Genomic DNA, 24,744 nt, shown 5'->3' with positions numbered 1-24,744 from the left:
CGTCTTTATTCACACAGAGGGACGCTAAGATATTTTTGTGCGAAAAGTTTTTCTTCCAGCCCTTCTTATAGTTTTTCTGCCTCTTGCCTTCCTTTCCGGCTGTTCAGCGTCGCCCGCGGTAGATGTGTCGCCCTCCATTACCATTCTCGGACAGGCCACGCCCATCACGGTCGTTGTGCGCGATCCGCAGGGCGTTCGTAAAGCGCAGGCCTTCGTCGAGCAGAATGGCAGCCGCTATTCTGTCTGGGAAGCCGCTCAACCGTCGAAAACGGCAACCAGCACATGGAGCTTCACTGCCGGAGCGAAATCCACTCCGCAGCTTAAGGACGGCAAGGCGAAGCTGATCATTGAAGCCACCGGGAATGGTCTTTTTGGCAAGACAGTCCACTGGGAGCGCGATGTCAACGTTGCAACCCAGCCGCCCAGCATCACCGCCGATTCCGACCAGCACTACCTTTATCTCGGCATGGCCGATCTTGCCACCTTGAACATCTCGGGCGCGTGGACAGGGGCCGGCATCCGCGTCGGCGACCAGACCTTCCGCGCGTGGCCCACGCCTGATGGCAAGTCCGGCTACTTTTCGCTCTTCGCCTTTGCCTGGAACATGCCGCCTGACACCGCCCCGGTTGCCTACGCATCGAACGGGGCGGGCAATGAAGTCACCAGCCCGCTCGTCTTTCAGTTTCCTAAAAAGGAGCAGCCCAAATACTCCATCCGCGATCTGCAGATCACCGACGCCTTCATGAACAAGGTCGTCAACGAACTCGATCCGAACGGGTCCGGTGATCCGGTAGCGCGCTTCGTAAAGATCAACAACGAAATGCGCAAGGCCGACAACCAGACGCTCTTCGATCTCCGAACCAAGACAGCCGACCACTTTCTCTGGTCGCAGCCCTTCCTGCGACAGGCACATGCGGCGGCTGAGGCCCACTTCGCAGATACGCGCAACTACATCTACAAGGGCAAGAAGATCGATCAGCAGACCCATCTCGGTTACGACCTGGCCGTCACGCAGCATGTTGGCGTCGAGGCGGCGAACGATGGCCGCATTGTCTACGCCGCCCCCCTCGGCATCTATGGCAACTGCATCGTCGTTGACCACGGCTATGGGCTCATGACCTTCTACGGCCACCTGAGCCAGATCAACGTGCACGAAGGCGACATGGTGAAGCGCGGCCAGGTGATGGGCATCAGCGGCATGACCGGAATGGCTGGAGGGGACCACATCCATTTTGGAATGCTGCTGGATGGCATCCAGATCGACCCCAAGGAATGGTGGGACCCTCACTGGATCAAGGACCACATCGCCAGCCGCGTGGATTTACCGGGATTTCAGGGCTGACCACCCCCTCCCCCATGCTGTACGGGGATCGTTTATTTTCAGCTACTTACAGAGGCTATCTTGTCCGGAGATCCTTTGTTTTATGTAACTTGCGTTAGAAATAAGAAAGGCATGGCTTTTGGCCATGCCTTTTCACTTTTGATTATAGCAGATTGAGGGGATTTCCTGCCGCGTGAATGGCGCTGTAAGTAATTGTTTCTAGTTTAGTTAGAACCTTGCAGCATGCTGAGGGCTTGACAAAAAAGTCGCTGCACCTTCGGTTTCGCTCTGGCCTACGGCAGTGAGGTAGGGCCTTCGGCCCCCCCACTTTATTCGGTGGGCTAAAGCCCACCGCTTTTACCCAGCCTCTGCTGCGGAGGGCAAACTATATTTTCTGCAGTCTGTGAAGCCGTGCCCATACGAAACCAACCAGAACTAAGCCCGCTGTCGGACGAGCATTCTTCGATACGGACAAATTCTTTATCATTTTGGCGGCTTTAAGAGGCTTTTTTGTGTCAGAAAGTGGCAGATAAGTGCGTTTTTGCTGTCATTATTTCGGTCATTCTCTGGAGTGTGGATTACATCACCGCGCCTACCTGCCAGGGGACGAATTCGTAATCGCCATAGTCGTTCTGTTCGCTGCGGGTCCGCTCGCCTGAGGCCACGGCCAGGATTTTGTCGAAAATCTGCCGGCCGATTTCTTCAATTGTCTTCTCTCCGGTGACGATTTCACCGCAGTTCAGGTCCATGTCTTCTGTCATGCGCTCATACATCGGAGTGTTGGTGGCGAGCTTGATGCAGGGCACCGGCTTGTAGCCGGTAGTCGATCCGCGTCCGGTGGTGAAGCACAGCATGTTGCAGCCGCCCGCGATCTGGCCAGTCACGGCGACGGGGTCGTATCCGGGCGTGTCCATAAAGACAAAGCCGCGCTTCGTCACTCGTTCCGCGTATTCGTATACCGCTTCGAGTCTCGACATGCCGCCTTTGGTGACGGCTCCCAAAGACTTTTCAAGAATTGTCGTCAGCCCGCCTGCCTTGTTGCCATGCGATGGATTATTGTCCAGGCTGCCTTTGTTGCGCGCCGCATAATCGCGCCACCACTCGATCCGGTCGAGCAGCTTCTGTGCTACTTCCGGCGTGGCAGCCCGGCGCGTCAACAGATGCTCCGCGCCATAAATCTCCGGCGTCTCCGCCAGAACCGCCGTGCCTCCATGACGAACCAGAAGGTCAGATGAAAAGCCAAGCGCAGGATTGGCTGATATGCCCGAGTAGCCATCCGACCCGCCGCATTCGAGCGCCAGCACCAGCTCCGACGCCTGTTGCACGCTGCGCCTCTGCGCGTTCAAGGCAGGCAGCATCGTTCGCACCGCTTCGATGCCGGCTTCAATCGTTTTCCGCGTGCCTCCGGTTGCCTGGATGGTCATGGTCCGCAGCGTCGGGCCTGCTGTGAGCGAGTGCGTCTCGACGATTGCCGGAATCTGATTTGTCTCGCAGCCCAGGCCGACCATGAGCACCGCGCCAACGTTCGGATGGCGCGCAAACCCTGCCATCGTCCGCGTCAGGATATGGTAGCCCTCGCCTTGCCCATCCATGGCACAGCCGCCGCCATGCGTGAATGCGGCGACCCCATCTACATTCGAAAACGCATCGAGTTCGCCCGATGAACTGAAATGCCGGGCGATGGCATGGGAGACAGTCGCCGAGCAATTTACGGATGAGAGTATTGCAAGATAATTCCGCGTCCCGACTCGTCCATCACTGCGTTTGAATCCCAAAAAGGTAGCGCGGTCTGCCTCGGGAAAAAACTCCGGAGCCACGGCATCGACGCAGAACTCATGCCGCAAGTGCAGATCGGTAATCGCAAGATTGTTCGAATGCACATGCTCACCGGCCTCGATGGGCCGCGTTGCATGACCGATCACCTGGCCGTATTTGAAGATTGCCTCGCCTGCGGCAATCGCTTTGAGCGCGATTTTGTGGCCGGTGGGGATAGGGGTTTTCATCGATATGCCAAACTCCGAAAGCACTATGCCGGGACTTAGCGAAACTCGCGCGACAGCGACGTTATCCGCTGCGTGCAGGCGGATGAGCGGAGGCTTTGTAGTAGGTATTGTGTAAAGATCCGTCGGCAATGTATCACCCAAACCGAGCAGTCAATTCGATGTGAGCGTCACTGTAGTAGCAATGGCAAATCACGCCCACCAAATACGACGCGCTCGATTCTCACGATCTTACGCCGTACGCGGAACAGAATCACATACCTGCCGACAATCGCCAGCCGCGCCTCTTCGCCAATCTCAGGCCGAAGCCGGTAGAGAAGAGGATTCTTCCCAATCTGCCGTATCTCTTCACGAATTTCCTGAATGAACTCAACCGCGCGACGCGGATTGTCCTGTGCAATGTAGTCGGCGATTGCCACCAGATCGCCTTCAATGAAGGGCGAAAACTCGATGCGCACTATTTGCTCATCGCCCGGTATTTCTTTTCAAGGCGAGAAAGCACTTCCTTCGGTGCGACACCGGGTGTTTCATCCTTGATGGCTTGTTTCCAGACTCGCCGCAACTCTTTCAGTCCTTGCTGGTGCAGATTCCGCTTTTGCGTCCACTCCCGCAGCGCATCGCGGACAGCTTCGCTGCTCGACGCATACTCTCCGGAGTCAACAGCGTCGCGAAGTTGAGCCACCATTTCCGCAGGAAGAGCGATGCTGATTTTTTCTATAGAGGGCATATTTTCCTAGTAGGAACCATTCCTACCGCTTATTTTAGCCGCAAAAACGAAATCGGGTAGAAAAAGCACTGACAAAACCTGATTGCATTTCTGCTCACACACTAATAGAAATGATTTAATGCCTTGCTGGCCTGATCTGTGGAACGAAATTTTGAGATTGAGATGGTTAATTGGCCTACTATTAGTTTTCATTTTAGTGGTCTTGATGCTGTGGTCACCGGGCATCAAGTGGCGTTGGCTGCGGATATCTCTTCGCATTTGTGGCGGGATAGGGGCGATAGTTGTCTTTCCTGTTGTGGGACTCTTTCTGCTCTTTGCCGCGACGAGTCCCAAGCCGCAATATCGGACAGTCAACTCGCCATCCGGACTTCATGAAGCCACGCTGAAGTATCAAGCCGGATTTCTCGGGAGAGATTTTTCCCAAGTCTCAATTAAAAAAGAGAGTTGCTGTCAGCATTTCACAGCTTACGAGTATGCAGGCCCGAGCGATGTCACGGAAACAAAGATGACTTGGCTTGACGATTCCCGTCTGCAAATTGAGTATTATTCTGACCCCGAGCGAATACAGAATTGTCGGAGCCGAGTTGAAGACGTGCTCGTCATCTGCAAACCGCTTCTGCGGCCACAATAGTCTAACTCGCCGCCAATTCCATTTCCCGCAACTCGCGCACCCGATCCCCAATCGCATACTTGAGCGCATCCACACCCAAGCCAGTCACCGCTGAAATCGCATAGAACCCAAGCTTCTTCCGCTTGGCCATCGCCTGCAGCTTCTTCAGCTTGTCGGGGTTGGCTACGTCGGCCTTTGATGCGACCACGATCATTGGTTTTTCGTCGAGGCCGTGGCCGAAGCTTTTCAGCTCACCCAGGATGACTTTGAAGTCTTCGACCGGATCGGGGCGGCCGCTTGAATCCGACACATCCACCAGATGCGCCAGCAGGCGCGTGCGCTCAATGTGGCGCAGGAACTGCACGCCCAACCCTGCGCCGAGATGCGCTCCCTCAATGAGCCCCGGAATGTCTGCGACGACGTAGCTTTCTTCGTGCGGGGCTTCGCCAATGGAGACAACGCCCAGGTTCGGCTCCAGCGTCGTGAAGGGATAATCGGCGATCTTCGGCTTTGCGGCTGAGAGGCGCGAGATGAGCGTCGATTTGCCCACGTTGGGATAGCCGACCAGTCCCACGTCGGCGAGCAGTTTCAATTCGAGGCGGTAACGCTTCTCCTCGCCCGGACGGCCCAGCTCGTGCTCACGCGGAGCCTGATGCGTCGACGTGGCAAAGTGCTGGTTGCCCCGACCGCCGCGTCCGCCGCGCGCAATCACAAAGCGCTCATCGGGACGCTGGAAATCGTGCACCAGCTCGCCTGTCTCTTCGTCGAAGAGCGACGTCCCGACAGGCACCTTCAGCACAATGTCTTCGCCATCGCTGCCGGTGCAGTTCGATCCCTCACCGTGCCGTCCGCGGTCGGCTTTGTGTTCAGGATTGAAGCGATAATGAACGAGCGTATTGTGACGCTCGCTCGATTCCATGACCACGTCGCCGCCATGTCCGCCGTCGCCGCCTGAGGGGCCCCCGCGCGGCACAAATTTTTCACGGCGGAAGGCCATGCAGCCATTACCACCGTCACCGGCTTTTACCCGGATTCGCGCTTCATCGATAAACATTTCTATGGTTTAGTCTAACGAATCGGCTAAGCTCGGAGCACGAATCCTGAAATTGTCGGAAGAAGAACATTTACCTCAGGGGCTAAAGCCCCTGAGGGTTGCATCTCTTGCGGCATGGCTGAAGCCATGCCCTTACGAAGCAGGCTTTCAGTCCTGCTGCGGGTTTGTGTTGGCTTTAGTGTTGGCATGAAAGCGATGCCTCGGCGGCTAAAGGCGCTGTGATATCGAAGTTTACGGCACGACTGAAGTCGTGCCCCTTCAAAGCAGGCTTTGCAGTATTGCCTGCTGGTTTGTGGGGATCAGGGAAGAGTCTGAGGAGTCGTTTGAGTGATGAGCCGGGGCTAAAGCCCGTAAATTTTTCCGGCATTGATTTACCGACCTAAAGGCCGGTGCTTCTACCTGAAAACCAAGGCTCCGTGATTGCTCAGATATCGACTTAGTCTCCGGCCTGAGTTTCTTTTATTTGTTTTGGAGATGGTTTTGAAGGTCTGGTTCGCGCTGCTGTGCGCACTTCTGCTTGTCCCCTGCTGCATCTCCCAATCGACCACCGCCGGAGCCATCGCGGTGACAGTGCTAGACGCGGAAGGCCGGGCCATTCCTAACGCCCAACTCGCTCTTCGCAATCCGGCGACCGGGTTCGAGCGCAACGCGAGAACCAGTGAAACCGGCAGCTTCTATTTTGAGGAACTGACGCCGGGAACCTACACGCTTATGGCCGGGGCTGACGGTTTCGCGCTCCTGCTCGAAAATTCCATCACCGTCGAAATAGGCCGGCTCACCCACATCGCGCCAAGGCTCGCAGTAGGCACCGCGCAGCAGACCATCAGCGTTACCGACAATGCGCCGATCATCGACACCACGACCGCTGCGGTCACGCAGAACATCAACCAGATGCAGGTGGACGAGCTGCCCAGCAATGGCCGCCGCTGGTCGAATTTTGCGCTGCTCGCTCCGGGCGTTACGCCTGACCAGAATGGATATGGTCTGCTCAGTTTTCGTGGCATCAGCGTCCTGCTGAACAACAACACTATTGACGGCGCGGACAATAATCAGGCGTTCTTCTCCGAAGAGCGTGGACGCACGCGCATCGGGTATTCGACAACGCAGGCCGCAGTGCGCGAGTTCCAGGTGAATACGTCGAATTTTTCAGCGGAGTATGGACGCGCTGCCGGAGGCGTTGTGAACACTGTGACGAAAAGTGGCGGCAACGACCTACATGGCCAAATCTTTTTCTATGACCGCGACAATAACTGGGGTGCGACGAATCCATTTACAACTCTCACTTCGCGTACTGCGACGGGCAGTTTTGTGACAACGCCTTTCAAGCCTTCTGATGTCCGCAAGCAGTGGGGCCTAAATGCCGGAGGCCCTATCCGCAAGGGCAAACTTTTCTGGTTCTTTGCTTATGATCAGTATCGGCGCGATTTTCCCGGCGTGGCCCGCGCTGGTACTCCGGAGAAATTTTTCGAGACGCCTTCGGCGCAGCAGATATTGACGCTTGCCGGGCGCATCCAGCAGACGCCAGCGCAGGCGCTTGCCAGCTACAACAATCTGCTCAACGGCTTGAACAGTCTGCTCGGCGACGTTCCGCGCAACGGGAACCAGGTCATCTTTTTCCCGAAGATTGACTGGCAGCTTAACGAGCGGAACCACCTTGTCTTCCAGTACAACCATATGCGGTGGTCATCGCTGAATGGCGTGCAGACGCAGGCGTCGGACACTTATGGTGTTGCGAGTTTCGGGAACGACTATGTGAAAGAAGACTGGGGCATCGCGCGATGGCAGTACTTCCTCACCGCCAACATGCTCAACGAAGCCCGCTATCAGTATGGGCGCGATACCGAATCCGAATTCGCTCCGGCTCCCGCGCCCTTTGAGCAGAGCCTGTCAAAGAATGTTTATGGCCACGCGCCACAGATCTCGATTGCCGCATCCAGCGACGGCTTCCGCTTTGGCAAGCCGGCGTTCCTTGACCGCCCTGCTTATCCCGACGAGCGCCGTCAGCAGTTCGTGGACACCATCACATGGATCAAGGGAAACCACGCCATCAAACTTGGTTATGATCTGAATTACGTCACCGATTACAGCGACAATCTTTACGACCAGAACGGGACCTACGATTATTCCAACCCGCTGGACTTCGCCGCCGACTACTACTTCCCCAATCACTGTTCGGGGACAACAACTGGCGTGGGCGATCTGCCTTGCTATGCGTATTTTCAGCAGGGTATTGGCTATACGAAGTTTCAATTTCAGACCATCGATTACGCCGGATTCATTTCCGATGAATGGAAGCTGCGCCATGGCCTGACGCTCTCCTACGGCGTGCGCTACGAGTACGAGCAACTTCCGAACACCAACAAGAATCTTGTTAACCCCGACATTCCCCAGACTGCGGCCCTCCCTCACGACCGCAACAACTTCGGGCCGCGTCTCGGTGTTGCCTGGGACAATGGCGGCAAGGGGCACACTGTCCTTCGCGCCGGATATGGCATCTACTATGGGCGCATCATCAACTCGACTGTGTTCACAGCACTCTCGGCTACGGGATCGCCGAATGGCCAGAGGACTTATTTCTACCGGCCAACTGATCTGGGGGCGCCGCCGTTTCCTTATGTCTTCAGCCACAAGCCGACGCTGGCGGTTGCGCCCAACGCCGTCTATTTCGATCCGCGTTTTCAGAACCCGCAGATTCATCAGGTCGAGATGTCGCTCGAACAGGCCCTTCCCAACAAAACCACGCTGACTTTTACTTATATGGGCAGCGCTGGACGCGAGCTGCCCAACTTTATCGACGCCAACATTGATCTCAGCGGCAACCAGCCTTTCCCCACCATCACCTACACCATTGACGACGCTACTGGAAAAGGCCCGCTGCACGGGACATACACGACGGATTTCTTTACGCAGCGGATCAATCCGAACTACCAGCAAATCACGGACATCTTCAGCGAAACCAACTCCGCATATCGGGCCGGGGTCGTCAAACTCAGCCATCACTCGCGCGCGCTTGACCTCAGCGGTTCCTATACCTACGCTCATGCCGTTGACTACAACCAGAATGAGAGCACCTTCGCCGATCTGCATGATGTGCTCGACCCGACGGACTTCAAGCTCGAATACGGCAACTCGAATTTCGACCTTCGCCACCGTATTACGGGCGGCGCCGTCGCTCATGCCCCATGGCGGATTCATGGATTCTGGGGCTATATCGTCAATGGATACCTGATCGCGCCCGTCGTCGAGCTACGAACTGGCCTGCCCTTTACGATGCGAACCACCGGCTCGATTCCATCGCTCGAATGTTCCTATCAGCAATTCCTGCTGGGGATTTGTCGATCGACGAAAATCGTCGGCCTCGGTGCGAGCATTAATGGCTCCGGAGGCGACAACCGCATCCCCACAGTGGGCCGAAATACCTTCCGCTATCCGCGCATTTACAATATCGACGCTCGGCTGGCCAAGAACACGCGAATCGGCGAGCGCTACAACCTCGAAGTGGTCGGCGAAATCTTCAACGTCCTCAACCACCAGAACGCGACGAACATCGATACGGTGGGATACACCATCGACGGCGCCAGTGCACCCGGCGGCAATGGGCGGCTCACCTTCCTGAGCGGAGCCAATGGCCAGGCCCGGTTTGGCACAATTACCAATGCCAACAGCACGACTCTCTATCGCGAGCGCCAGCTCCAGCTGGCCATGCGCCTGCGCTTTTGAACAGGGCAAATAAAATCCGCCTCAGTTATTATGGAACCACACAGTAAGAGCGGTCTCGATCCCTATTAACGAGTTTGTAAAGCAGTTATGGGAATCTGAAGGCGGCTGTCTCTGATTCCTTGCGCCTATCAATACTTATTGCGCGCCCCAGAGATAACGTTAATGCGTACCTGCAATGTTGGGTACAGGCCGACAGAAAGAGTTTCAATTTTTTAGGAGAGCCAAAATGCTGCAACGACTACGGCGAACCTCGCTCGCCGCAATGCTCGTATGTTTTATCGCATGTGCATGCTTGTCCAGGGCATATGCGCAAAGCTCAGTCGATGGTGCGATCGGCGGTACCGTCATGGACAACAGTGGCTCCGTCGTTCCCAATGCCGCCGTTGTCGTCCAGAACAACGGCACCAATGCCCAGCAGACTGCCACCACGGACGGATCCGGCTATTTCCGCATCATTCATCTGCAGCCCGGAACCTACAGCGTCTCCGTTACAGCGGGTGGCTTCAACGCCTACAAATCCACCGACCTGACTGTACAGGTCGGCCTGCTCACCGATCTCGAAGCGCGTCTGACCATCGGCTCATCTACGCAAACCATCGAGGTCACCGGCGAAGCGCCGGTCATCAACACTACTTCGGCTGACTTTGCCGGCGTGATTCCGACAACCGTCCTGCGCGATCTGCCCGTCAGCAACTACCGCTGGTCGTCCTACTCGCTGCTTACGCCCGGCGTTGTCAACGACTCCAACGGCTACGGCCTGCTCAGCTTTCGCGGCGCAAGCACCCTGCTCAACAACGTCAACATCGACGGCACCGACGACAATCAGGCGTATTTCTCTGAAGAGCGTGGCCGCACCCGCGCCGGCTACTCCTTCTCGAAAGCGGCAGTGCAGGAGTTCCAAGTCAACACTTCGAATTACTCGGTCGAATATGGACGCTCCGCTGGCGGCATCGTCAACTCGGTTACCAGGAGCGGTAGCAACTCGTTCCACGGCGAAGGCTACTACTACGACCGTGACTCCGCCTGGGCCGCAACCAATGCCTCTGTTACGAAGCCGTTCCTGACTCCCGCCGGAACCTACCAGGTTCTGCCCTTCAAGCCGACTGACCTTCGCCGCCAGTATGGTTTCGGTGTTGGTGGTCCTATCCTGAAAGATCGCCTCTTCTTCTTCTTCGCCGCCGACAAGTTCTATCATGACTTCCCCGGTACGGCGACCATCACCGGCACAACGGCGAATGCCAACTTCTTCAACCCGGCAGACCCCACGCTTCCCGCAGGCAAAACCTGCAGTTCGTCAGGCCTGTCGTATCAGGACCAGCAAGTCTGCGCGATTTCTAAAATCACCAGCCTTTCCTATAGCGGTGCGGGAAACAGCGCCTACAGCGTCTACACGCAGGGCATTTCGAACCTCACCAGCATGCTTGGCACCGTGCCCCGTACCGGCGACCAGACCCTGTACTTCCCACGCCTCGACTGGCAGGTGAACTCCCGCAATCACGTTTCCGTGGAAGCCAACCGTATGCGCTGGACCTCGCCTGCAGGTATCCAGACCAGCCCAGCCGTCGCCTATGGTATCCGCAGCTTCGGCAACGATTACGTCCGCGACAACTGGATTGTCGGTAAGCTCGACACCTTCCTGACTTCGTCGCTCAGCAACGAAGCTCGCTATATGTACGGACGCGACTTCGAATACGAGTTCGCCCAGTCGCCAACTACATACGAGCAGAACAACCTCATCAACACGCCGAGCGGTTACGTCAATCCTCTCGGTCTGCCGGTCAACGTCTTCCTTTCCGGATTCTTCCAGTTCGGCACGCCGCAGTTCCTGCAGCGTCCTTCCTATCCTGACGAGCGCCGCTGGCAGATTGCCGACACCGTCGAATGGATTCGCGGCAACCACGACTTTAAGTTCGGTGGCGACTACATCCACACCTACGATCTGGTCCAGAATCTCTACAATCAGTACGGCGGATACAGCTACACCGGCGCAACGCCCATCGGCAACTATCTCGGAGATCTCTATCTTTCGCAGAATGCAGCGACGGCTCCCGGCGCCCTCCATTACAGCGGGGGATTCGGTCAGGCCTTCGGCTCTCCCGGATTCGATTTCACGACGGGTGACTACTCCGGCTTCGCTCAGGACCAATGGAAGTTTTCACCGCGCCTCAGCCTGACCGGAGGTATTCGCTACGAGTACGAGCAGTTCCCGAGTCCGATCGTCCCCAACGCAGCCATCCCGCAGACAACTCACATGCCTGACAACAAGTCGAACATCGGTCCTCGTGTCGGCTTTGCGTATGACGTCTACGGCGCCGGCAAAACCGTCCTCCGCGGCGGATACGGCATGTTCTTCGCGCGCGCCATCAACTCGACCATCTACCAGGCTCTATCCGCCACCGGTGCTCCCGCCGGACAGGTGTCCGTCTCCTTCACGACGACGACCCCGGGCGCTCCCACATTCCCGCAGGTGCTCACCAGCACTTCTAACATCGCTGGAGCCGGCGGCAATGCCTACTACTTCGATCCCAACTTCAAGCTGCCCCTGATCCATCAGGCCGACCTTACCCTTGAGCAGGATATGGGCTGGGACAGCGTCTTCAGCCTCTCATGGCTCGGCTCCTGGGGACGCCGTCTGCCCGACTTCGTTGACACCAACCTGCCGGCTCCCACAGCGGTCAACTTCATTGTCAACGATCCTGGACAGCTCGGACCTCTGGGCAATGGAAGTACCTTTACGACCAATGCGTTCTTCCGCGAGACCACCAAGAACTTCCGCCCCAACCCTGCCTATGGATCTATCACCGATATCTTCAGCGGCGTCACCTCGAATTACGAGGCCTTCGTCGCCCAGTTCAAGCACCGCATGTCGCACCATGTTGAGTTGAACGCCAACTACACCTGGTCGCATGCTCTTGATTTCGGTCAGAACAACACCACCGGCGCCAGCGCTACCTCGCTGCTCGACCCGACCAATATCCGCCTCGACTATGGCAACTCCAACCAGAACGTGCCCAACCGCCTCGTCGTCTACGGCGTCGGCGATTCCTGGTGGCACGCCAATGGCTGGCTCGGCTACCTCGTCAATGACTTCGAGATCTCACCCAGCTATGCCATGCAGACCGGTTTGACGTATTCGGCGAATATCAACGGCGCATCCAGCACGCTCTATGACACTTCAGGAACGACACAGAGCATCATCAGCACCAGCTCGTTCAACGGATCGGGCGGCGCCAACCGCGTTCCTGTCATCAATCGCAATAACTTCCAGCAGCCAAGAACGAACGTTCTCGATCTGCGCCTCTCCAAGCGCATCAAATTCGAGGATAAGTACGCGTTGGAATTTCTCGGCGAGGCCTTCAACATCGCCAACCACCCGAACGTGACCGCCGTTAACGCGACTGCCTATAACGTGACGCTCGACAACGTGAACCACCTCAACACGCTCACGCCGTATTCGGTGCCCTTCTCGCAGACGACGAGCACCAACAACAGCAACTTCGCCTACAACGTCCGCCAGCTGCAACTGGCGGTCCGCTTCCAGTTCTAAAGAAGCGGTTTACCTGAACGCGGCGGCTTCGGCCGCCGCGTTTTTCTTATGGCGCACGGTAAAATAGAAGCTGCTCAATGCCTTTTATGGAACAGTATGATGTGGTCGTGGTCGGCGCCGGACACGCCGGCTGCGAGGCGGCCATGTCCGCGGCCCGCATGGGCCTGCGCACCGCCCTGTTCACGCTGAATCTCGACCTCATTGCGCAGATGTCCTGCAACCCGGCCATCGGAGGCATCGCCAAGGGCCATCTCGTCCGCGAAGTCGATGCGCTCGGTGGCATCATGGGCGAAGTGGCCGACGCTGTCGGCATCCAGTTCCGCCTGCTCAATACCTCGCGCGGTCCTGCCGTGTGGTCGCCGCGCGCGCAATGCGACAAGCAGCAATACCGCGTAAAAATGCGCGAGGTGCTCGAGTCGCAGCCGAATCTGTTTATCAAGCAGGCCGAAGTCGCGGATGTGGTGTTTGCTGACGTCGCTTCAAATGAAGACACTAGGGTGCCCCATCCTATCGCGTCTTTTGCGATAGGGTGGGAAGGTAATGCAGCCGATAAGCCGAGCAAAATCATCGGTGTGAAGTTGCGTGACGGCCGCATCGTCCACGCTGACGCTGTCGTCATCACCACGGGAACGTTCCTCAATGGCTTGATCCATTGCGGAGAAGAGAATTACCCCGCGGGACGCAGCGGTGAACCGCCTTCTGTTCTGCTGGGCGAGGCGCTGAAGCGTCTCGGCCTGCGCGGCTGCCGCCTCAAGACCGGAACACCGCCGCGCCTGGATGGCCGCACGATTGACTGGAGCAGGTTTGATGAGCAGCCCGGAGACGCCGACCCGACTCCGTTCAGCTTCCGCACGAAAGAGATTGAACAGCGCCAGATATCCTGTCACATCGCCTATACCACGCCGGAGACGCTGCGTCTCATCCGCGAAAATGTCTCGCGTTCGCCCATGTATTCCGGCCAGATCAAGGCCACTGGGCCGCGCTACTGCCCGTCGATCGAAGACAAGGTCGTTAAGTTCCCGGACAAGGAGCAGCACCAGTTCTTCCTCGAACCCGAGGGCCTGAACACGCATGAGGTCTATGTCAACGGCATGTCCACCTCGCTGCCGATGGACGTGCAGTGGCAGATCGTCCACTCGATCCCCGGCCTCGAAAACGCAGAGATGCTGCGGCCGGGATATGCGATTGAGTACGACGCCATTGATCCGACCGAACTCGACAGAAGCCTGCGCGTCAAGCAGTTCGAGGGCCTTTATCTCGCCGGGCAAATCAACGGGACTTCAGGCTATGAAGAAGCTGCCTGCCAGGGCCTGATGGCCGGCATTAACGCCGCTCTTTATGTTAAGGGCGAGCATCCATTCACGCTCGACCGCACTGAAGCCTACACCGGCATCCTGATCGACGACCTCATCAGCAAGGGGACCAACGAACCGTACCGGATGTTCACCTCGCGCGCCGAGTTCCGCCTGCATCTGCGCATCGACAACGCTGACCGCCGCCTCACGCCTCATGGCCGCCGCCTAGGACTCATCAGCGACGAAGCCTGGACTGACTACGAGCAGAAGCAGGCGCGCGCTGTGGCCCTCGAAAAGCTGCTGTCTACAAAGAAGGTCAACCTTGAGCGCCTGCAAGCGCTTCTGCCGGAACTGGCTGCGCAACTCGGCAACATCGCCGGACAGACCTATGCTCAACTGCTCAAGCGCCCTGAGGTGACTATTGATGCGCTCTTCCCGGTGATTCGTGAAGAATTGCTAACTACGGATAGCGCTCTCTTTGGTGCATGGATTCATGAGGCTGTCATCCTGAGCGAAGCGCAGCGCAGTGAAGGACCTGTTTTTCATCCTTTAGCCGCGCACATTAGAAACGAACTCAAGTCCGTCGAAACCGAAATCAAGTACGCGGGCTATCTTGACCAGCAGAAGAAGGCCATCGACAAGCTCAAGAAGGCGGAAGAGCGAGCCATCCCCGAATGGTTCGACTACAAGAACGTCAGCGGCCTCTCCCGCGAGATGCAGGAAAAGCTCATCCGCGTCCGCCCGCAAACTATTGGACAGGCTAGCCGCATCCCCGGTGTAACCCCAGCCGCGCTCACGCTCATCAACGTCTATATTGAGATTCAGGCGAAGCGTGGACTTGCGCGTGCCACTTAGTCGCGTTTGCAGTAAACAATTTCGACATACATCGAACAAAAACCCAGTCAAAACTGATCGATTGTTATGATTCCAAACAGATCGATAAGGCTTTGAGCGGACCTTAGTAGCATCCATCGAACGGCAATTGGAGATCGAGGAGTCGGTAAGCCGCGAGAGCACACTCAACGCTCGTAGCTATACCTCCCGCACAGGGCCGATGAATTCGAGATTGCATCCAGCGTAAAGACAGGGACTTTCTGCCCGGAGAAGAAGGCGAGGTGCAGCGTGCGCCCTTCAACATACGCTGCGACCCACTGCGTATCTTCACCTTCACACAGGGTGTTCTTGTGCAGGAACTTCCTGGCGCCGGGTATGTTCATCTTGTAGAGATGGCCCTTGTTGGCGGTGTTGTTGCTGTCCACATCGAAGACGGAGCTGACCTGCGCCGAATCAAGATCGGCTGCATGAACAATGTCAAAGTTGGAAAAATAGATGGTCAGCTTCGCGTCGGAAAATCCCACATCGCCGGTAACAGACTTGGCTTCCGCACTTGCCGCGCGCCAGTAGCCCAATTCCTGCGCAGTGGCCGACATGGAACCGGCCAGGAGCAATCCGGCAATGGCCGAGAGTAAAAATCCTTGCTTCATCTATTTAGCATGACATTCATGGATGTCTTGAGCAATTCGTGATTCCGAAACTACAGTGTGCTTCATAAATCCGTCAGACCCAATTCTTGGGTGGTTTGCCGAGGCTAAAGCCTCTCGATTTGCGGCTCAAATTCACCGGCCTGAAGGCCGGTGCTTCTACCCAAAACCATTTATGAAAACATGCTGTCGCGAAACAGGGTTTCTGTAGAATAGTCGCGACAATGCGGTCAGGAATCCAGCGTTACTTATTGGAGCTGATATGCAGATTCGGAACTGTCCTTTCCTCGCAATCATCTGCTGCTCTCTCGCGCTAACCGCCGCCGGCCTGGCGCAGGAGCAGCCGCATCCGGAACATACCTGGGACTATGGACAGTTGCACGGGCCAAGCCATTGGGGCGAACTCAAGCCGGAGTTTGCTCAGTGCGTGAATGGGCATCACCAGTCCCCTATCGACATCCGCAATCCTCAAAGGGCCGACCTGCCGCCCATCCAGTTTGATTACAAAGCTTCGCCGCTGGACATTATTGATAACGGCCATACGATCATGATCAATTACGCACCCGGAAGCTTTATGTTTGTGGGCGGCAAGAAGTATGAACTCAAACAATTCCATTTCCACAGGCCAAGCGAAGAGAAGATCGACGGCAGAGGTTTTGCAATGACGGCGCATCTGGTGCACGCCGATCCCAATGGCAAGCTGGCGGTGGTTGCAATTCTGCTTCAGAAGGGAGAGGACAACCCCCTGGTGCACGAACTATGGAACGACCTGCCGAAGGAAAAGGACAAGGAAGAACACCTCAACAATATCCAGATTGAAGTGGCCCGGCTGCTGCCCGCCGATCACGGCTACTACACGTTTGATGGTTCGCTCACGACACCTCCATGCAGTGAAGGCGTGACATGGTATGTGCTGAAGCATCCTGTGACGGTTACGGCAGCGGAGATCGAGCAGTTTTCGAAGATCTACCGCAACGATGCCCGGCCCACCCAGCAGCTTTACGACCGGGTCGTTATGGAAAGCAAGTAGCGCTTTCAGTGTGCCCGAGGGGGTAACAGATACAGCGTCATCGCGAAGACCAGATAAACCATCAGCACGAACACCCCGACAAACCAGGTAGATCGTCCGCTGCTGGTGACCAGGGCCGCTGCCATTGTGGCGATCAGCATCATGACCACCGCGCCCGGCCAGAACTGCAGGTCCATTGCCTGAGGGCCAATGACATAACTCAGCAGCACCAGCACAGGCGCGACAAACAGCGCGATCTGGGAGGCGCTTCCCAGCGCAATGCCTACGCTCAAGTCGAGTCGGTTCTTACGGGCGCCGGAAAACGCTGAACCCATCTCCGCCGCGCCGCCCACCAGCGCCACGACGATGAAGCCTACAAACGCTGGCGTCATACCAAAGGACAATGCTGCCTGTTGTACGGACTCGACAAATACCTCGCTGACCAGTGCGACAAGCACGGTGACGATGGCCAGTGTGCCGAGGGCTACACCGAGAGGCAGTGGCGCCTCGCTGCTTTCACCGGATTCCGCAACGGCAAACAACTCGCGGTGGGTCTTAAGTGAAAACAAGAGCCCCAGTGCGTATGTGGCGAGGAGCAGCACGGCCAGCGCCAGGCTTAACTTCTGGGTGAATGCCGATCCCGCTGGCGAGTCTGCTTCCTTGACGGCTGAAGGAACCAGAAGCGCTACTGTGGCTAGGAAGAGCAATCCCGCCTGAAAGCGGGCGTTTACCCGGTTGTATTCCTGGAGATGGTGTTTAAGTCCACCAAGCAGGAACGATGCCCCAAGCATAAAGAGTGTGTTGGCGACGATCGCGCCAGCGATGGAAGCCTTCACCAGCATGTACTGACCGGATTGCAATGCGGCGAGAACGATGACCAATTCGGTCAGGTTTCCCAGTGTGGCGTTGAGCAGTCCGCCGACTGCGTCTCCAGTCCGGTGCGCGACAGATTCCGTGGCAAGGCTTAATAGAGCCGCCAGAGGTATGATGGCAAGTACCGAGAGAATAAATAAGAGCGTGTGCGATTCGGGTATAAGCCAATGACACACGAACAGGATCGGGACGAATGCCAAGCCCCATAACAGCGGGTTATGGCCTATTTCCTTGAGTAGCTGCTTCATCGGTTCACCTCAGGTTCTCCTCGTCCTTTGGTGGTATCGTCACGGTAAGTACCGAATTAAGCGCCTGACATTCGAGATCTGTCAACCGAATGTTCCGAAGAAGAGCAGTAATTAAAGCACGATTAATTTAGTAAGGAACAATCCCAAGGACGCCTTCACAGGCGAGGGTATTTCCAGCTGTTGATATTGTTGAGACGTGGAGAAATTTGCTTCGTTCACATGAGAATCCTGCCTGACCTGAATCGCGGGATCGTAAAGTCGCCGTGACGCCACGGCTCGACGCATCGCTGCAAATCGGAGCACAATGGTGAGTCTCAATCATCGGGAGGAGGCGAATGGCGCAAGCAACCTGTCCCCACGTCAAGGATCACGAAAAGAACGTTAAGGCCAGCAGCAAAGGCTGTGAAGACTGCCTGAAAACCGGAGACACCTGGGTGCATCTCCGCATGTGCATGGAATGCGGCCACGTCGGCTGCTGCGACTCGTCGAAGAACCGCCATGCCCGCGCGCACTTCCATGCGACCCAGCACCCTATCATCAAGTCGGCGGAGCGCGGCGAGAGCTGGCGCTGGTGCTACATCGACGAAACGTACCTGCAATAAGGGCGTAAACATGAGCAAGGTGAGAGAGTACGAAGGCCAAGGCATCACCATCCTGTACGATGTGGCGCGCTGCTTTCACGCTGAAGAGTGCATTCACGGCGCGCCGGGAGTATTTCAGAAAGACGCACGTCCATGGGTCAGCCCCGATGGCGAAAACCCGGCCAAAACAGCGGAGGTCATCCATCGCTGCCCGACCGGCGCTTTGCACTATCGCGCGAAAGACGCTTCTCTCAACGAGGAGCCGGATGCCGAAAATACCGTCACCGTGACCGCAAACGGCCCGTTGCTGATGCGCGGAGACATGGAGATCAGTCTGTCGGATGGCCTGCTCAAGGAAACCCGCGCCGCCTTCTGCCGCTGCGGAGCTTCGGCCAACAAACCATTTTGCGATGATTCTCACTACCGCATAGGATTTACCGATCCTGGGCCAGCTGCTTCCGATGCTGCGAATGGCGAGGCGGCAAATGGGCCTGTGACCCTGACCCTCGCGCCGAATGGCCCTCTGCTGGCGAAGGGAGCCGTCATTGTCAGGAACGGCGATGGCCAGACCGCATCTGTGGTCACTCAGACCGCATTCTGCCGCTGCGGCGCTTCGGCTAACAAGCCCTTCTGTGACGGGAGCCACAAGCGCATTGGATTTACCGGCTGAACGTTGAAGCGGGTATTCTGTGGCCACCTATGAAACACGATCAGGCGGTCGAACTTCTGCGTGAAGCGCTGCCTCAGTTGCAGCAGTCATTCGCGCATCTGCCCACTCGCGACTTTGAGGAACCATCGACTGACGCTATGCGTTCGGTTCTGGCAGAGATCACTGGGCGTCTCGCGGACAACTATCCCTACTTCCACCCGCTCTACGCCGGACAGATGCTGAAGCCGCCGCATCCTATCGCACGCGCAGCCTACGCATTGGCGATGTGGCTCAACCCCAACAACCACGCGCTCGATGGAGGCCGCGCCAGCTCGCATCTTGAAGTCGAAGCTGTCCGCGAAATCGCGGCGATGTTTGGATGGACGGAATACCTGGGCCATCTGACCAGCGGTGGGACATTCGCGAACCTCGAAGCTTTGTGGGTCGCAGGCGAGCTTGCTCCGGGAAAGAAAATCGTCGCCTCAGAGAACGCCCATTATACCCACAACCGCATCAGCGCCGTGCTGCGCCTGCCATTTGCAAGCATCGCAGCTGATGCTCGCGGCCGCATGGACCTGTCCGCGCTTCAGGCTGCTTTGCAGTCCGGCGAAGTGGAAACGGTCGTCGTGACGCTGGGAACGACTTCGTCAGGCGCGGTTGATCCGCTCGACCGGATTCTCGATCTGCGCCAGCGCTACGGATTCCGCATCCACGTTGATGCGGCCTATGGAGGCTATTTCAAGCTGGTCTCAAATCTGGCAGAAGATGCAGCCCAGGCCTTCTCGCATATTCATGAGGCTGACTCCATCGTTGTCGATCCACACAAACACGGCCTGCAGCCATACGGATGCGGCTGCATCCTCTTTCGCGATCCATCCGTTGGCCGCCTTTACAAGCACGACTCTCCCTACACTTACTTCACTTCGAGTGAATTGCATCTGGGCGAAATCAGCCTGGAATGCTCTCGCGCCGGAGCCGCTGCAACCGCCTTATGGGCGACGCAAAGGCTTCTGCCGCTGAGGCCGGACGGCGAGTTCGCAAATGGACTGGCGTGCGGCCTAAAGGCGACACTGCGCATCTATGAAAGGTTACGAAAGGACAAACGATTTCTTACTGGTCCTGAACCGGAACTGGACATTCTGGTGTTCGCTGTGAAAGCGTGTACATTGCAGGAATCTTCCAGGCTCGCTACGGCAGTATTCGATCATGCGGCAGCAGAGGACTTGCACCTGGCGCTTGCCCAGATACCGATCAGCTATTTCGGAGAGAACGCGTGGCCGGACGCGCCAGCCGGCAGCAAAGTTACATGCCTTCGATCCGTGCTGATGAAGCCAGAACACCTTGACTGGGTGGATGAGATATGGAAAAGGTTGAGCCACGCAGCGTCGAAAGCAATGAAAGCAGCGGACGAATAGAACAAGCCGTGCTGGAAAACGGCGTCCTTCGCGTGACCGTATTACCTTCACTTGGCGGAAAGATCGCTTCCATTCAGATCGTTTCCAGTGGAGAAGAATTGCTGCAGCAGCCGTTGCGGCCGTATGCTCCGCGCGTTCCATACATGAGATTCGATGAGAGCGACGCCAGCGGGTGGGATGAATGCCTTCCCTCGGTGGCCGCCTGCGAGGTGCAAACAGCTTCGGGAAAGGTGTCGGTTCCTGACCACGGAGATTTCTGGCAGGTTCCCTGGCAGACGCTTTCGCGGAGCGGGACGGAACTCGAAATGTCCGCTGACGGGTTCAGTCTTCGGCTGCGATTCAGTAAGACCCTGCGGCTTGACGGTGATTGCCTACATGTTGCCTATCGGATCCAGAATCTGAGTAAAGAGTCAGTGGAATACATCTGGTCGGCGCATCCGCTGTTCGCCGTCGAGCCGGGAGACCGCATTCTGCTGCCGGACTCGGTCCGCGAGGTCACAGTCGAAGGCACGGCGGAAAACCGTCTTGGTAGGCGGGGGGCAAAGCAGCCCTGGCCTGAGACGAAATTAGCCAATCAGGAAATTATCGATCTGTCTGTTGCCGGCAGGATTACTGATAGAACCGGCGACAAGCTTTTCGCGCAGTCTCCACAGGAAGGCTGGTGCGCCATCGAGCGCAAGCGGTTGAAATGCCGGATTGAATTGCATTTTGATCCCAAGGATTTGCCGGTTCTGGGGCTTTGGATTTGCTATGGCGGCTGGCCGGAAGGCGGAGTAAACCGGCAGCAATGCGTTGCTCCTGAACCATGCACTGCGATGGGCGATTCCCTGGCGACAGTGATGACGCAAGGCGGCGCGCGGAAGCTTGAGCCTCAAGCGCAAGACCACTGGGCGCTCGAATTACGAGTGGGTAGTGTATTGTAGTCGGAGTGGTTATTTTTCCTGAGGCTGATGAAATGCCAGATGTAAGCGGTATCAGGAGACTCCACAGGGAACGGTTTGGCCAGGAACCTGAAGTCTTCATGGCTCCGGGCCGCGTCAACCTGATTGGCGAGCATACCGATTACGCTGATGGCTTTGTGATGCCGGCAGCGATCAACTTCGCTACTCTGGCGGCTGTTTCTCCCGCTGCCGACCGCAATGCGACACTCTTTTCCAGGAATTTCAACGAATCAGTATCTCTCTCGCTCGATCTGATTGGCGAACACGGTTCGCACCACTGGAGCGACTATCCCTTTGGCGTGCTTTCAGTCCTGCAGCAGGAGCGAATCAGCGTTCCCGGATTCCATCTAACTCTCGACGGCGATGTTCCCCTGGGAGCGGGCCTGAGTTCCTCTGCTTCGATTGAAGTGGCAAGTATGCTGGCCATGCTCCATGTCGCGGGGGTTGAGCTTCCCCTACCTAAAGTCGCCCTGCTATGCCAACGCGCGGAAAATGACTATGTCGGCGCTCCGTGCGGAATCATGGACCAGTTCGTCTCATGCTGTGGCGCTGCCGATCACGCTTTGCTGCTGGACTGCCGCAGTCTTGGCTACCGGTTAGCGCCCATTCCGAAACACCTGAGTCTGGTGATCTGCAACACCATGGTGAAGCACTCCCATGCGGGTGGCGAATACGGTACGCGCCGTGCTGAAGTTGAAGAAGGCACGGCGATCCTCCGACGCCATCGTCCGGAAATTCGCCTGCTGCGCGACGCGACCGTTGACGACCTCAAGCGCTGGGGACACGAAATGCCTCCAAACGTGCTCAAGCGGTGCCGTCACATCATTACTGACAGCAATCGTACAGTAGCAGCGGCGGACGCGTTGGAGGCGAAAGATCTTGCTACCGTAGGACGCTTAATGGCAGAAGCCCACGCCAGCTATCGCGATGACTTTGAAGCAAGCTGCCCCGAAGCTGACATCATGGTCGAGCTGGCCAACAAACTGGAAGGCTGTGTAGGCGCGCGCCTCACAGGCGGAGGCTTCGGCGGATGCACCGTGAACCTTGTCGAATCGAATCACGCGGCACAATTCGCTGCAAGCATTTCGGCGGCGTATGAGAAGGCCACGGGCATCCATCCGGAGATTTATCAGAGCCGCGCATCTGCGGGCGCACATAAAGTTGGGCAAGATGTCGTCGTTTCACATCGCTAAGATATTCATTTCTCAGAACAAGCAGATGCTGATTTTACATACATCGCTTTATCCGCGCGTTTCTGTGAAAACGCTTGGTAAAATCTGAGAGCAGATTTGCGCGCTTGCCGTGATGGAAATCAGGCGGCGTTGGAGATAGTATCCGCGCAAACGTTTGTCGACAGCCGTGATCTGTTGACTGTTATGCGCGGGGAGATGAATTGAATGAGTCTTTCAACCGGTTTTTTTGCTCTCAGCCCTAATGAGAGTTCGCGCATCGCTTATTTTTCCATGGAAATTGCGGTTGCACCGGACATGCCCACATACAGTGGTGGTCTGGGTGTGCTTGCCGGCGATACGCTTCGCTCCGCTGCCGATATGGGGTTGCCTCTGGCCGCAGTTACGCTCGCGCACCGCCAGGGATATTTCAGGCAATTTCTGGATGCCGAAGGCAAACAGACTGAAGGGCCGCAACCCTGGAACATTGAAGAAAAGCTTACGCCTGAAGAGCCTGTCGTCACGATTACGATTGAAGGCCGGGATGTCGCGCTGCGCGCCTGGCGCTATGACCTGATCGGCGTGACAGGACACAGAATCCCCATCTATTTTCTTGACACCGATCTGGAACAGAACGCGCCGGATGACCGTAAGCTTACCGACAGTCTCTATGGCGGCAAGAATGACTATCGGATCCGCCAGGAAATGGTGCTTGGCATCGGCGGAGTGCGCATTCTCGATGCGTTGGAATACAAGGCCAGCGTTTACCACATGAATGAAGGGCACGCGGCATTTCTGACGCTTGCGTTGATGGAAGACCAGTTGAATGGCGCAGCGCTTGCATCAGCCGGCGATGCGGATATGGCCGCGGTCCGCGAGCTTTGTGTCTTTACTACGCATACCCCCGTGCCTGCGGGCCATGATCGCTTCGACCTCAGTGAGGCAAGCCGCATTCTTGGTGTTGAGCGTTTTTCCTTCCTCGAACACCATGGCTGTATTCATGAGGGCCTGCTGAACATGACATATGTTGCGTTGCGGTTCTCGCGTTTTGTAAACGGCGTTGCCATGCAGCACGGGAAAGTGTCGCGCTCGATGTTTCCTGAGTACAACATCAGCGCCATTACCAATGGCGTGCACGCAGCTACATGGACTTCGGCGGCTTTCCAGGGCCTTTATGACCATCACATGCCGCGCTGGCGCCATGACAATGTGACTCTGCGTTATGCCATCGACATTCCAGAAGAAGAAATAGCGGGCGCGCACGCGGCAGCGAAGCAATTGCTCATCGACGCTGTCACGCAGCGTGCGGGAGTCGAGCTTAAGCCCGATGTCTTCACTATTGGTTTCGCGCGTCGCGCAGCCACCTACAAACGCGCCGACCTCCTCTTTACCGATCCGGAACGGCTGGTGCGCTGCGCGCATGAGCGCGGCGGTCTGCAGATTATTTACAGCGGCAAGGCGCATCCAGCGGATGAACCAGGCAAGGAAAAGATTCGCCACGTTATCGAGCTCGCAAAGCAGCTCAATTCTGATACGTTGCGGATTGTCTATCTTGAAAACTACGAATGGACGCTCGGCGCGCTGCTGACTGGCGGCGCTGATATATGGCTTAATACGCCCAAGCGCCCTTATGAGGCTTCCGGTACGAGCGGTATGAAGGCGGCCCTGAACGGCGTTCCCAGCCTGAGCATTCTTGACGGCTGGTGGATTGAAGGCTGGATTGAAGGTGTTACCGGCTGGGCCATCGAAGACCACGAGGATGAGGCCAACGAAGCGAACTCATTATACGATCAGCTCGAGCATGTGCTGCTGCCGCTCTATTACGAACATCCGCAGCAATGGCGGCGCATTATGCGCTCCACCATCGCGCTGAATGGCTCCTTCTTCAATACGCAACGAATGCTGGAACAATATGTTGTCAACGCATACTTCCCGGAGCAGCGTGTTGACGAGCCAGCCGAAGAGCCTGAACCTGCCCTCACAAGCTAGTAACCTATTCAACCTTACGAAAGACTTCCACCGCTGGAACCAAGACGGCATAACAAATCGTTTAGTACAGTGTTCAAATTGCTGTTAGCGAATCCTGAGCGTCTAACTTGACGAG

At 56.8% G+C, this 24,744-nt stretch carries 17 protein-coding genes; 11 read left to right on the top strand and 6 right to left on the bottom strand.

Going from position 1 to position 24,744, the window contains the following annotated elements; all coding sequences use genetic code 11:
* Positions 1-37: 37 nt before the first annotated feature.
* Positions 38-1,342, top strand: a complete 1,305-nt coding sequence (locus tag VEV40_RS06615; protein WP_324831035.1) for a M23 family metallopeptidase — start codon at positions 38-40, stop codon at positions 1,340-1,342.
* A 557-nt stretch (positions 1,343-1,899) separates the two neighbouring features.
* Here the strand turns inward: VEV40_RS06615 and VEV40_RS06610 are convergent.
* The 4 genes from VEV40_RS06610 to obgE all read right to left on the bottom strand — a co-directional run bounded on the left by VEV40_RS06610 (position 1,900) and on the right by obgE (position 5,712).
* Positions 1,900-3,453: an altronate dehydratase family protein gene (locus VEV40_RS06610; protein WP_324831033.1), complete on the bottom strand. Its 1,554-nt coding sequence runs from the start codon at positions 3,451-3,453 to the stop codon at positions 1,900-1,902.
* A 38-nt stretch (positions 3,454-3,491) separates the two neighbouring features.
* On the bottom strand, positions 3,492-3,779 hold the full coding sequence (locus tag VEV40_RS06605) for a type II toxin-antitoxin system RelE/ParE family toxin (RefSeq protein ID WP_324831031.1): 288 nt from the start codon (positions 3,777-3,779) through the stop codon (positions 3,492-3,494).
* On the bottom strand, positions 3,779-4,048 hold the full coding sequence (locus tag VEV40_RS06600) for a type II toxin-antitoxin system ParD family antitoxin (RefSeq protein ID WP_324831029.1): 270 nt from the start codon (positions 4,046-4,048) through the stop codon (positions 3,779-3,781). Before VEV40_RS06600 ends, VEV40_RS06605 begins: the two co-directional genes overlap by 1 nt.
* A 632-nt stretch (positions 4,049-4,680) precedes the next feature.
* A complete protein-coding gene (gene obgE, locus VEV40_RS06595) occupies positions 4,681-5,712 on the bottom strand; it encodes a GTPase ObgE (RefSeq protein WP_324831027.1) in 1,032 nt (343 codons plus the stop codon).
* A 480-nt stretch (positions 5,713-6,192) separates the two neighbouring features.
* On the opposite strand from obgE, the gene VEV40_RS06590 reads away from it, so the two are divergent.
* The 3 genes from VEV40_RS06590 to mnmG all read left to right on the top strand — a co-directional run bounded on the left by VEV40_RS06590 (position 6,193) and on the right by mnmG (position 15,129).
* Positions 6,193-9,432, top strand: a complete 3,240-nt coding sequence (locus tag VEV40_RS06590) for a TonB-dependent receptor (RefSeq protein WP_324831025.1) — start codon at positions 6,193-6,195, stop codon at positions 9,430-9,432.
* Between the two features lie 226 nt (positions 9,433-9,658).
* Positions 9,659-12,979, top strand: a complete 3,321-nt coding sequence (locus VEV40_RS06585) for a TonB-dependent receptor (protein WP_324831023.1) — start codon at positions 9,659-9,661, stop codon at positions 12,977-12,979.
* 77 nt (positions 12,980-13,056) lie between these two features.
* Complete coding sequence (gene mnmG / locus VEV40_RS06580; RefSeq protein WP_324831021.1) at positions 13,057-15,129, top strand: tRNA uridine-5-carboxymethylaminomethyl(34) synthesis enzyme MnmG; 2,073 nt, start codon at positions 13,057-13,059, stop codon at positions 15,127-15,129.
* 164 nt (positions 15,130-15,293) lie between these two features.
* Here the strand turns inward: mnmG and VEV40_RS06575 are convergent, their stop codons facing one another.
* Complete coding sequence (locus VEV40_RS06575; RefSeq protein ID WP_324831019.1) at positions 15,294-15,758, bottom strand: hypothetical protein; 465 nt, start codon at positions 15,756-15,758, stop codon at positions 15,294-15,296.
* Between the two features lie 259 nt (positions 15,759-16,017).
* Between VEV40_RS06575 and VEV40_RS06570 the strand changes: the two genes are divergently transcribed.
* Positions 16,018-16,785 carry a carbonic anhydrase family protein gene (locus VEV40_RS06570; RefSeq protein ID WP_324831018.1) on the top strand — a complete coding sequence of 256 codons (768 nt, stop codon included), beginning with the start codon at positions 16,018-16,020 and terminating at the stop codon, positions 16,783-16,785.
* A gap of 5 nt (positions 16,786-16,790) precedes the next feature.
* On the opposite strand, the gene cax is transcribed toward VEV40_RS06570, so the two are convergent.
* A complete protein-coding gene (gene cax / locus VEV40_RS06565; protein WP_324831017.1) occupies positions 16,791-17,885 on the bottom strand; it encodes a calcium/proton exchanger in 1,095 nt (364 codons plus the stop codon).
* 335 nt (positions 17,886-18,220) lie between these two features.
* On the opposite strand from cax, the gene VEV40_RS06560 reads away from it, so the two are divergent.
* The 6 genes from VEV40_RS06560 to glgP all read left to right on the top strand — a co-directional run bounded on the left by VEV40_RS06560 (position 18,221) and on the right by glgP (position 24,629).
* Positions 18,221-18,487, top strand: a complete 267-nt coding sequence (locus tag VEV40_RS06560) for a UBP-type zinc finger domain-containing protein (RefSeq protein WP_324831015.1) — start codon at positions 18,221-18,223, stop codon at positions 18,485-18,487.
* A gap of 10 nt (positions 18,488-18,497) precedes the next feature.
* The gene (locus VEV40_RS06555) at positions 18,498-19,136 is read left to right on the top strand and encodes a CDGSH iron-sulfur domain-containing protein (RefSeq protein ID WP_324831014.1); all 639 of its coding nucleotides are present in this window, start codon (positions 18,498-18,500) and stop codon (positions 19,134-19,136) included.
* A 29-nt stretch (positions 19,137-19,165) separates the two neighbouring features.
* Positions 19,166-20,530: a pyridoxal phosphate-dependent decarboxylase family protein gene (locus VEV40_RS06550; protein WP_324831013.1), complete on the top strand. Its 1,365-nt coding sequence runs from the start codon at positions 19,166-19,168 to the stop codon at positions 20,528-20,530.
* The gene (locus VEV40_RS06545; protein ID WP_324831011.1) at positions 20,476-21,453 is read left to right on the top strand and encodes a hypothetical protein; all 978 of its coding nucleotides are present in this window, start codon (positions 20,476-20,478) and stop codon (positions 21,451-21,453) included. Before VEV40_RS06550 ends, VEV40_RS06545 begins: the two co-directional genes overlap by 55 nt.
* Positions 21,454-21,485: 32 nt before the next feature.
* The gene (galK, locus tag VEV40_RS06540; protein WP_324831009.1) at positions 21,486-22,664 is read left to right on the top strand and encodes a galactokinase; all 1,179 of its coding nucleotides are present in this window, start codon (positions 21,486-21,488) and stop codon (positions 22,662-22,664) included.
* A 204-nt stretch (positions 22,665-22,868) separates the two neighbouring features.
* Positions 22,869-24,629 (top strand): alpha-glucan family phosphorylase, encoded by a 1,761-nt coding sequence (gene glgP, locus VEV40_RS06535; RefSeq protein WP_324831008.1) that lies wholly within the window; start codon positions 22,869-22,871, stop codon positions 24,627-24,629.
* Positions 24,630-24,744: the final 115 nt, after the last annotated feature.

The organism is Alloacidobacterium sp., from assembly GCF_035631355.1.
Lineage (GTDB): Bacteria > Acidobacteriota > Terriglobia > Terriglobales > Acidobacteriaceae > Alloacidobacterium.
Note: the sequence above shows the minus strand (reverse complement) of the source record. Positions and strands in the feature narration are given on the sequence as shown.

What these genes read in the sequence shown, in the direction of transcription:
- VEV40_RS06600 (WP_324831029.1), bottom strand. Translation starts at nt 4,048, where the DNA reads ATGCCCTCTATAGAAAAAATCAGCATCGCTCTTCCTGCGGAAATGGTG.
- obgE (WP_324831027.1), bottom strand. Translation starts at nt 5,712, where the DNA reads ATGTTTATCGATGAAGCGCGAATCCGGGTAAAAGCCGGTGACGGTGGT.
- VEV40_RS06585 (WP_324831023.1), top strand. Translation starts at nt 9,659, where the DNA reads ATGCTGCAACGACTACGGCGAACCTCGCTCGCCGCAATGCTCGTATGT.
- mnmG (WP_324831021.1), top strand. Translation starts at nt 13,057, where the DNA reads ATGCCTTTTATGGAACAGTATGATGTGGTCGTGGTCGGCGCCGGACAC.
- VEV40_RS06575 (WP_324831019.1), bottom strand. Translation starts at nt 15,758, where the DNA reads ATGAAGCAAGGATTTTTACTCTCGGCCATTGCCGGATTGCTCCTGGCC.
- VEV40_RS06570 (WP_324831018.1), top strand. Translation starts at nt 16,018, where the DNA reads ATGCAGATTCGGAACTGTCCTTTCCTCGCAATCATCTGCTGCTCTCTC.
- cax (WP_324831017.1), bottom strand. Translation starts at nt 17,885, where the DNA reads ATGAAGCAGCTACTCAAGGAAATAGGCCATAACCCGCTGTTATGGGGC.
- VEV40_RS06560 (WP_324831015.1), top strand. Translation starts at nt 18,221, where the DNA reads ATGGCGCAAGCAACCTGTCCCCACGTCAAGGATCACGAAAAGAACGTT.
- VEV40_RS06555 (WP_324831014.1), top strand. Translation starts at nt 18,498, where the DNA reads ATGAGCAAGGTGAGAGAGTACGAAGGCCAAGGCATCACCATCCTGTAC.
- VEV40_RS06550 (WP_324831013.1), top strand. Translation starts at nt 19,166, where the DNA reads ATGAAACACGATCAGGCGGTCGAACTTCTGCGTGAAGCGCTGCCTCAG.
- VEV40_RS06545 (WP_324831011.1), top strand. Translation starts at nt 20,476, where the DNA reads ATGGAAAAGGTTGAGCCACGCAGCGTCGAAAGCAATGAAAGCAGCGGA.
- galK (WP_324831009.1), top strand. Translation starts at nt 21,486, where the DNA reads ATGCCAGATGTAAGCGGTATCAGGAGACTCCACAGGGAACGGTTTGGC.
- glgP (WP_324831008.1), top strand. Translation starts at nt 22,869, where the DNA reads ATGAGTCTTTCAACCGGTTTTTTTGCTCTCAGCCCTAATGAGAGTTCG.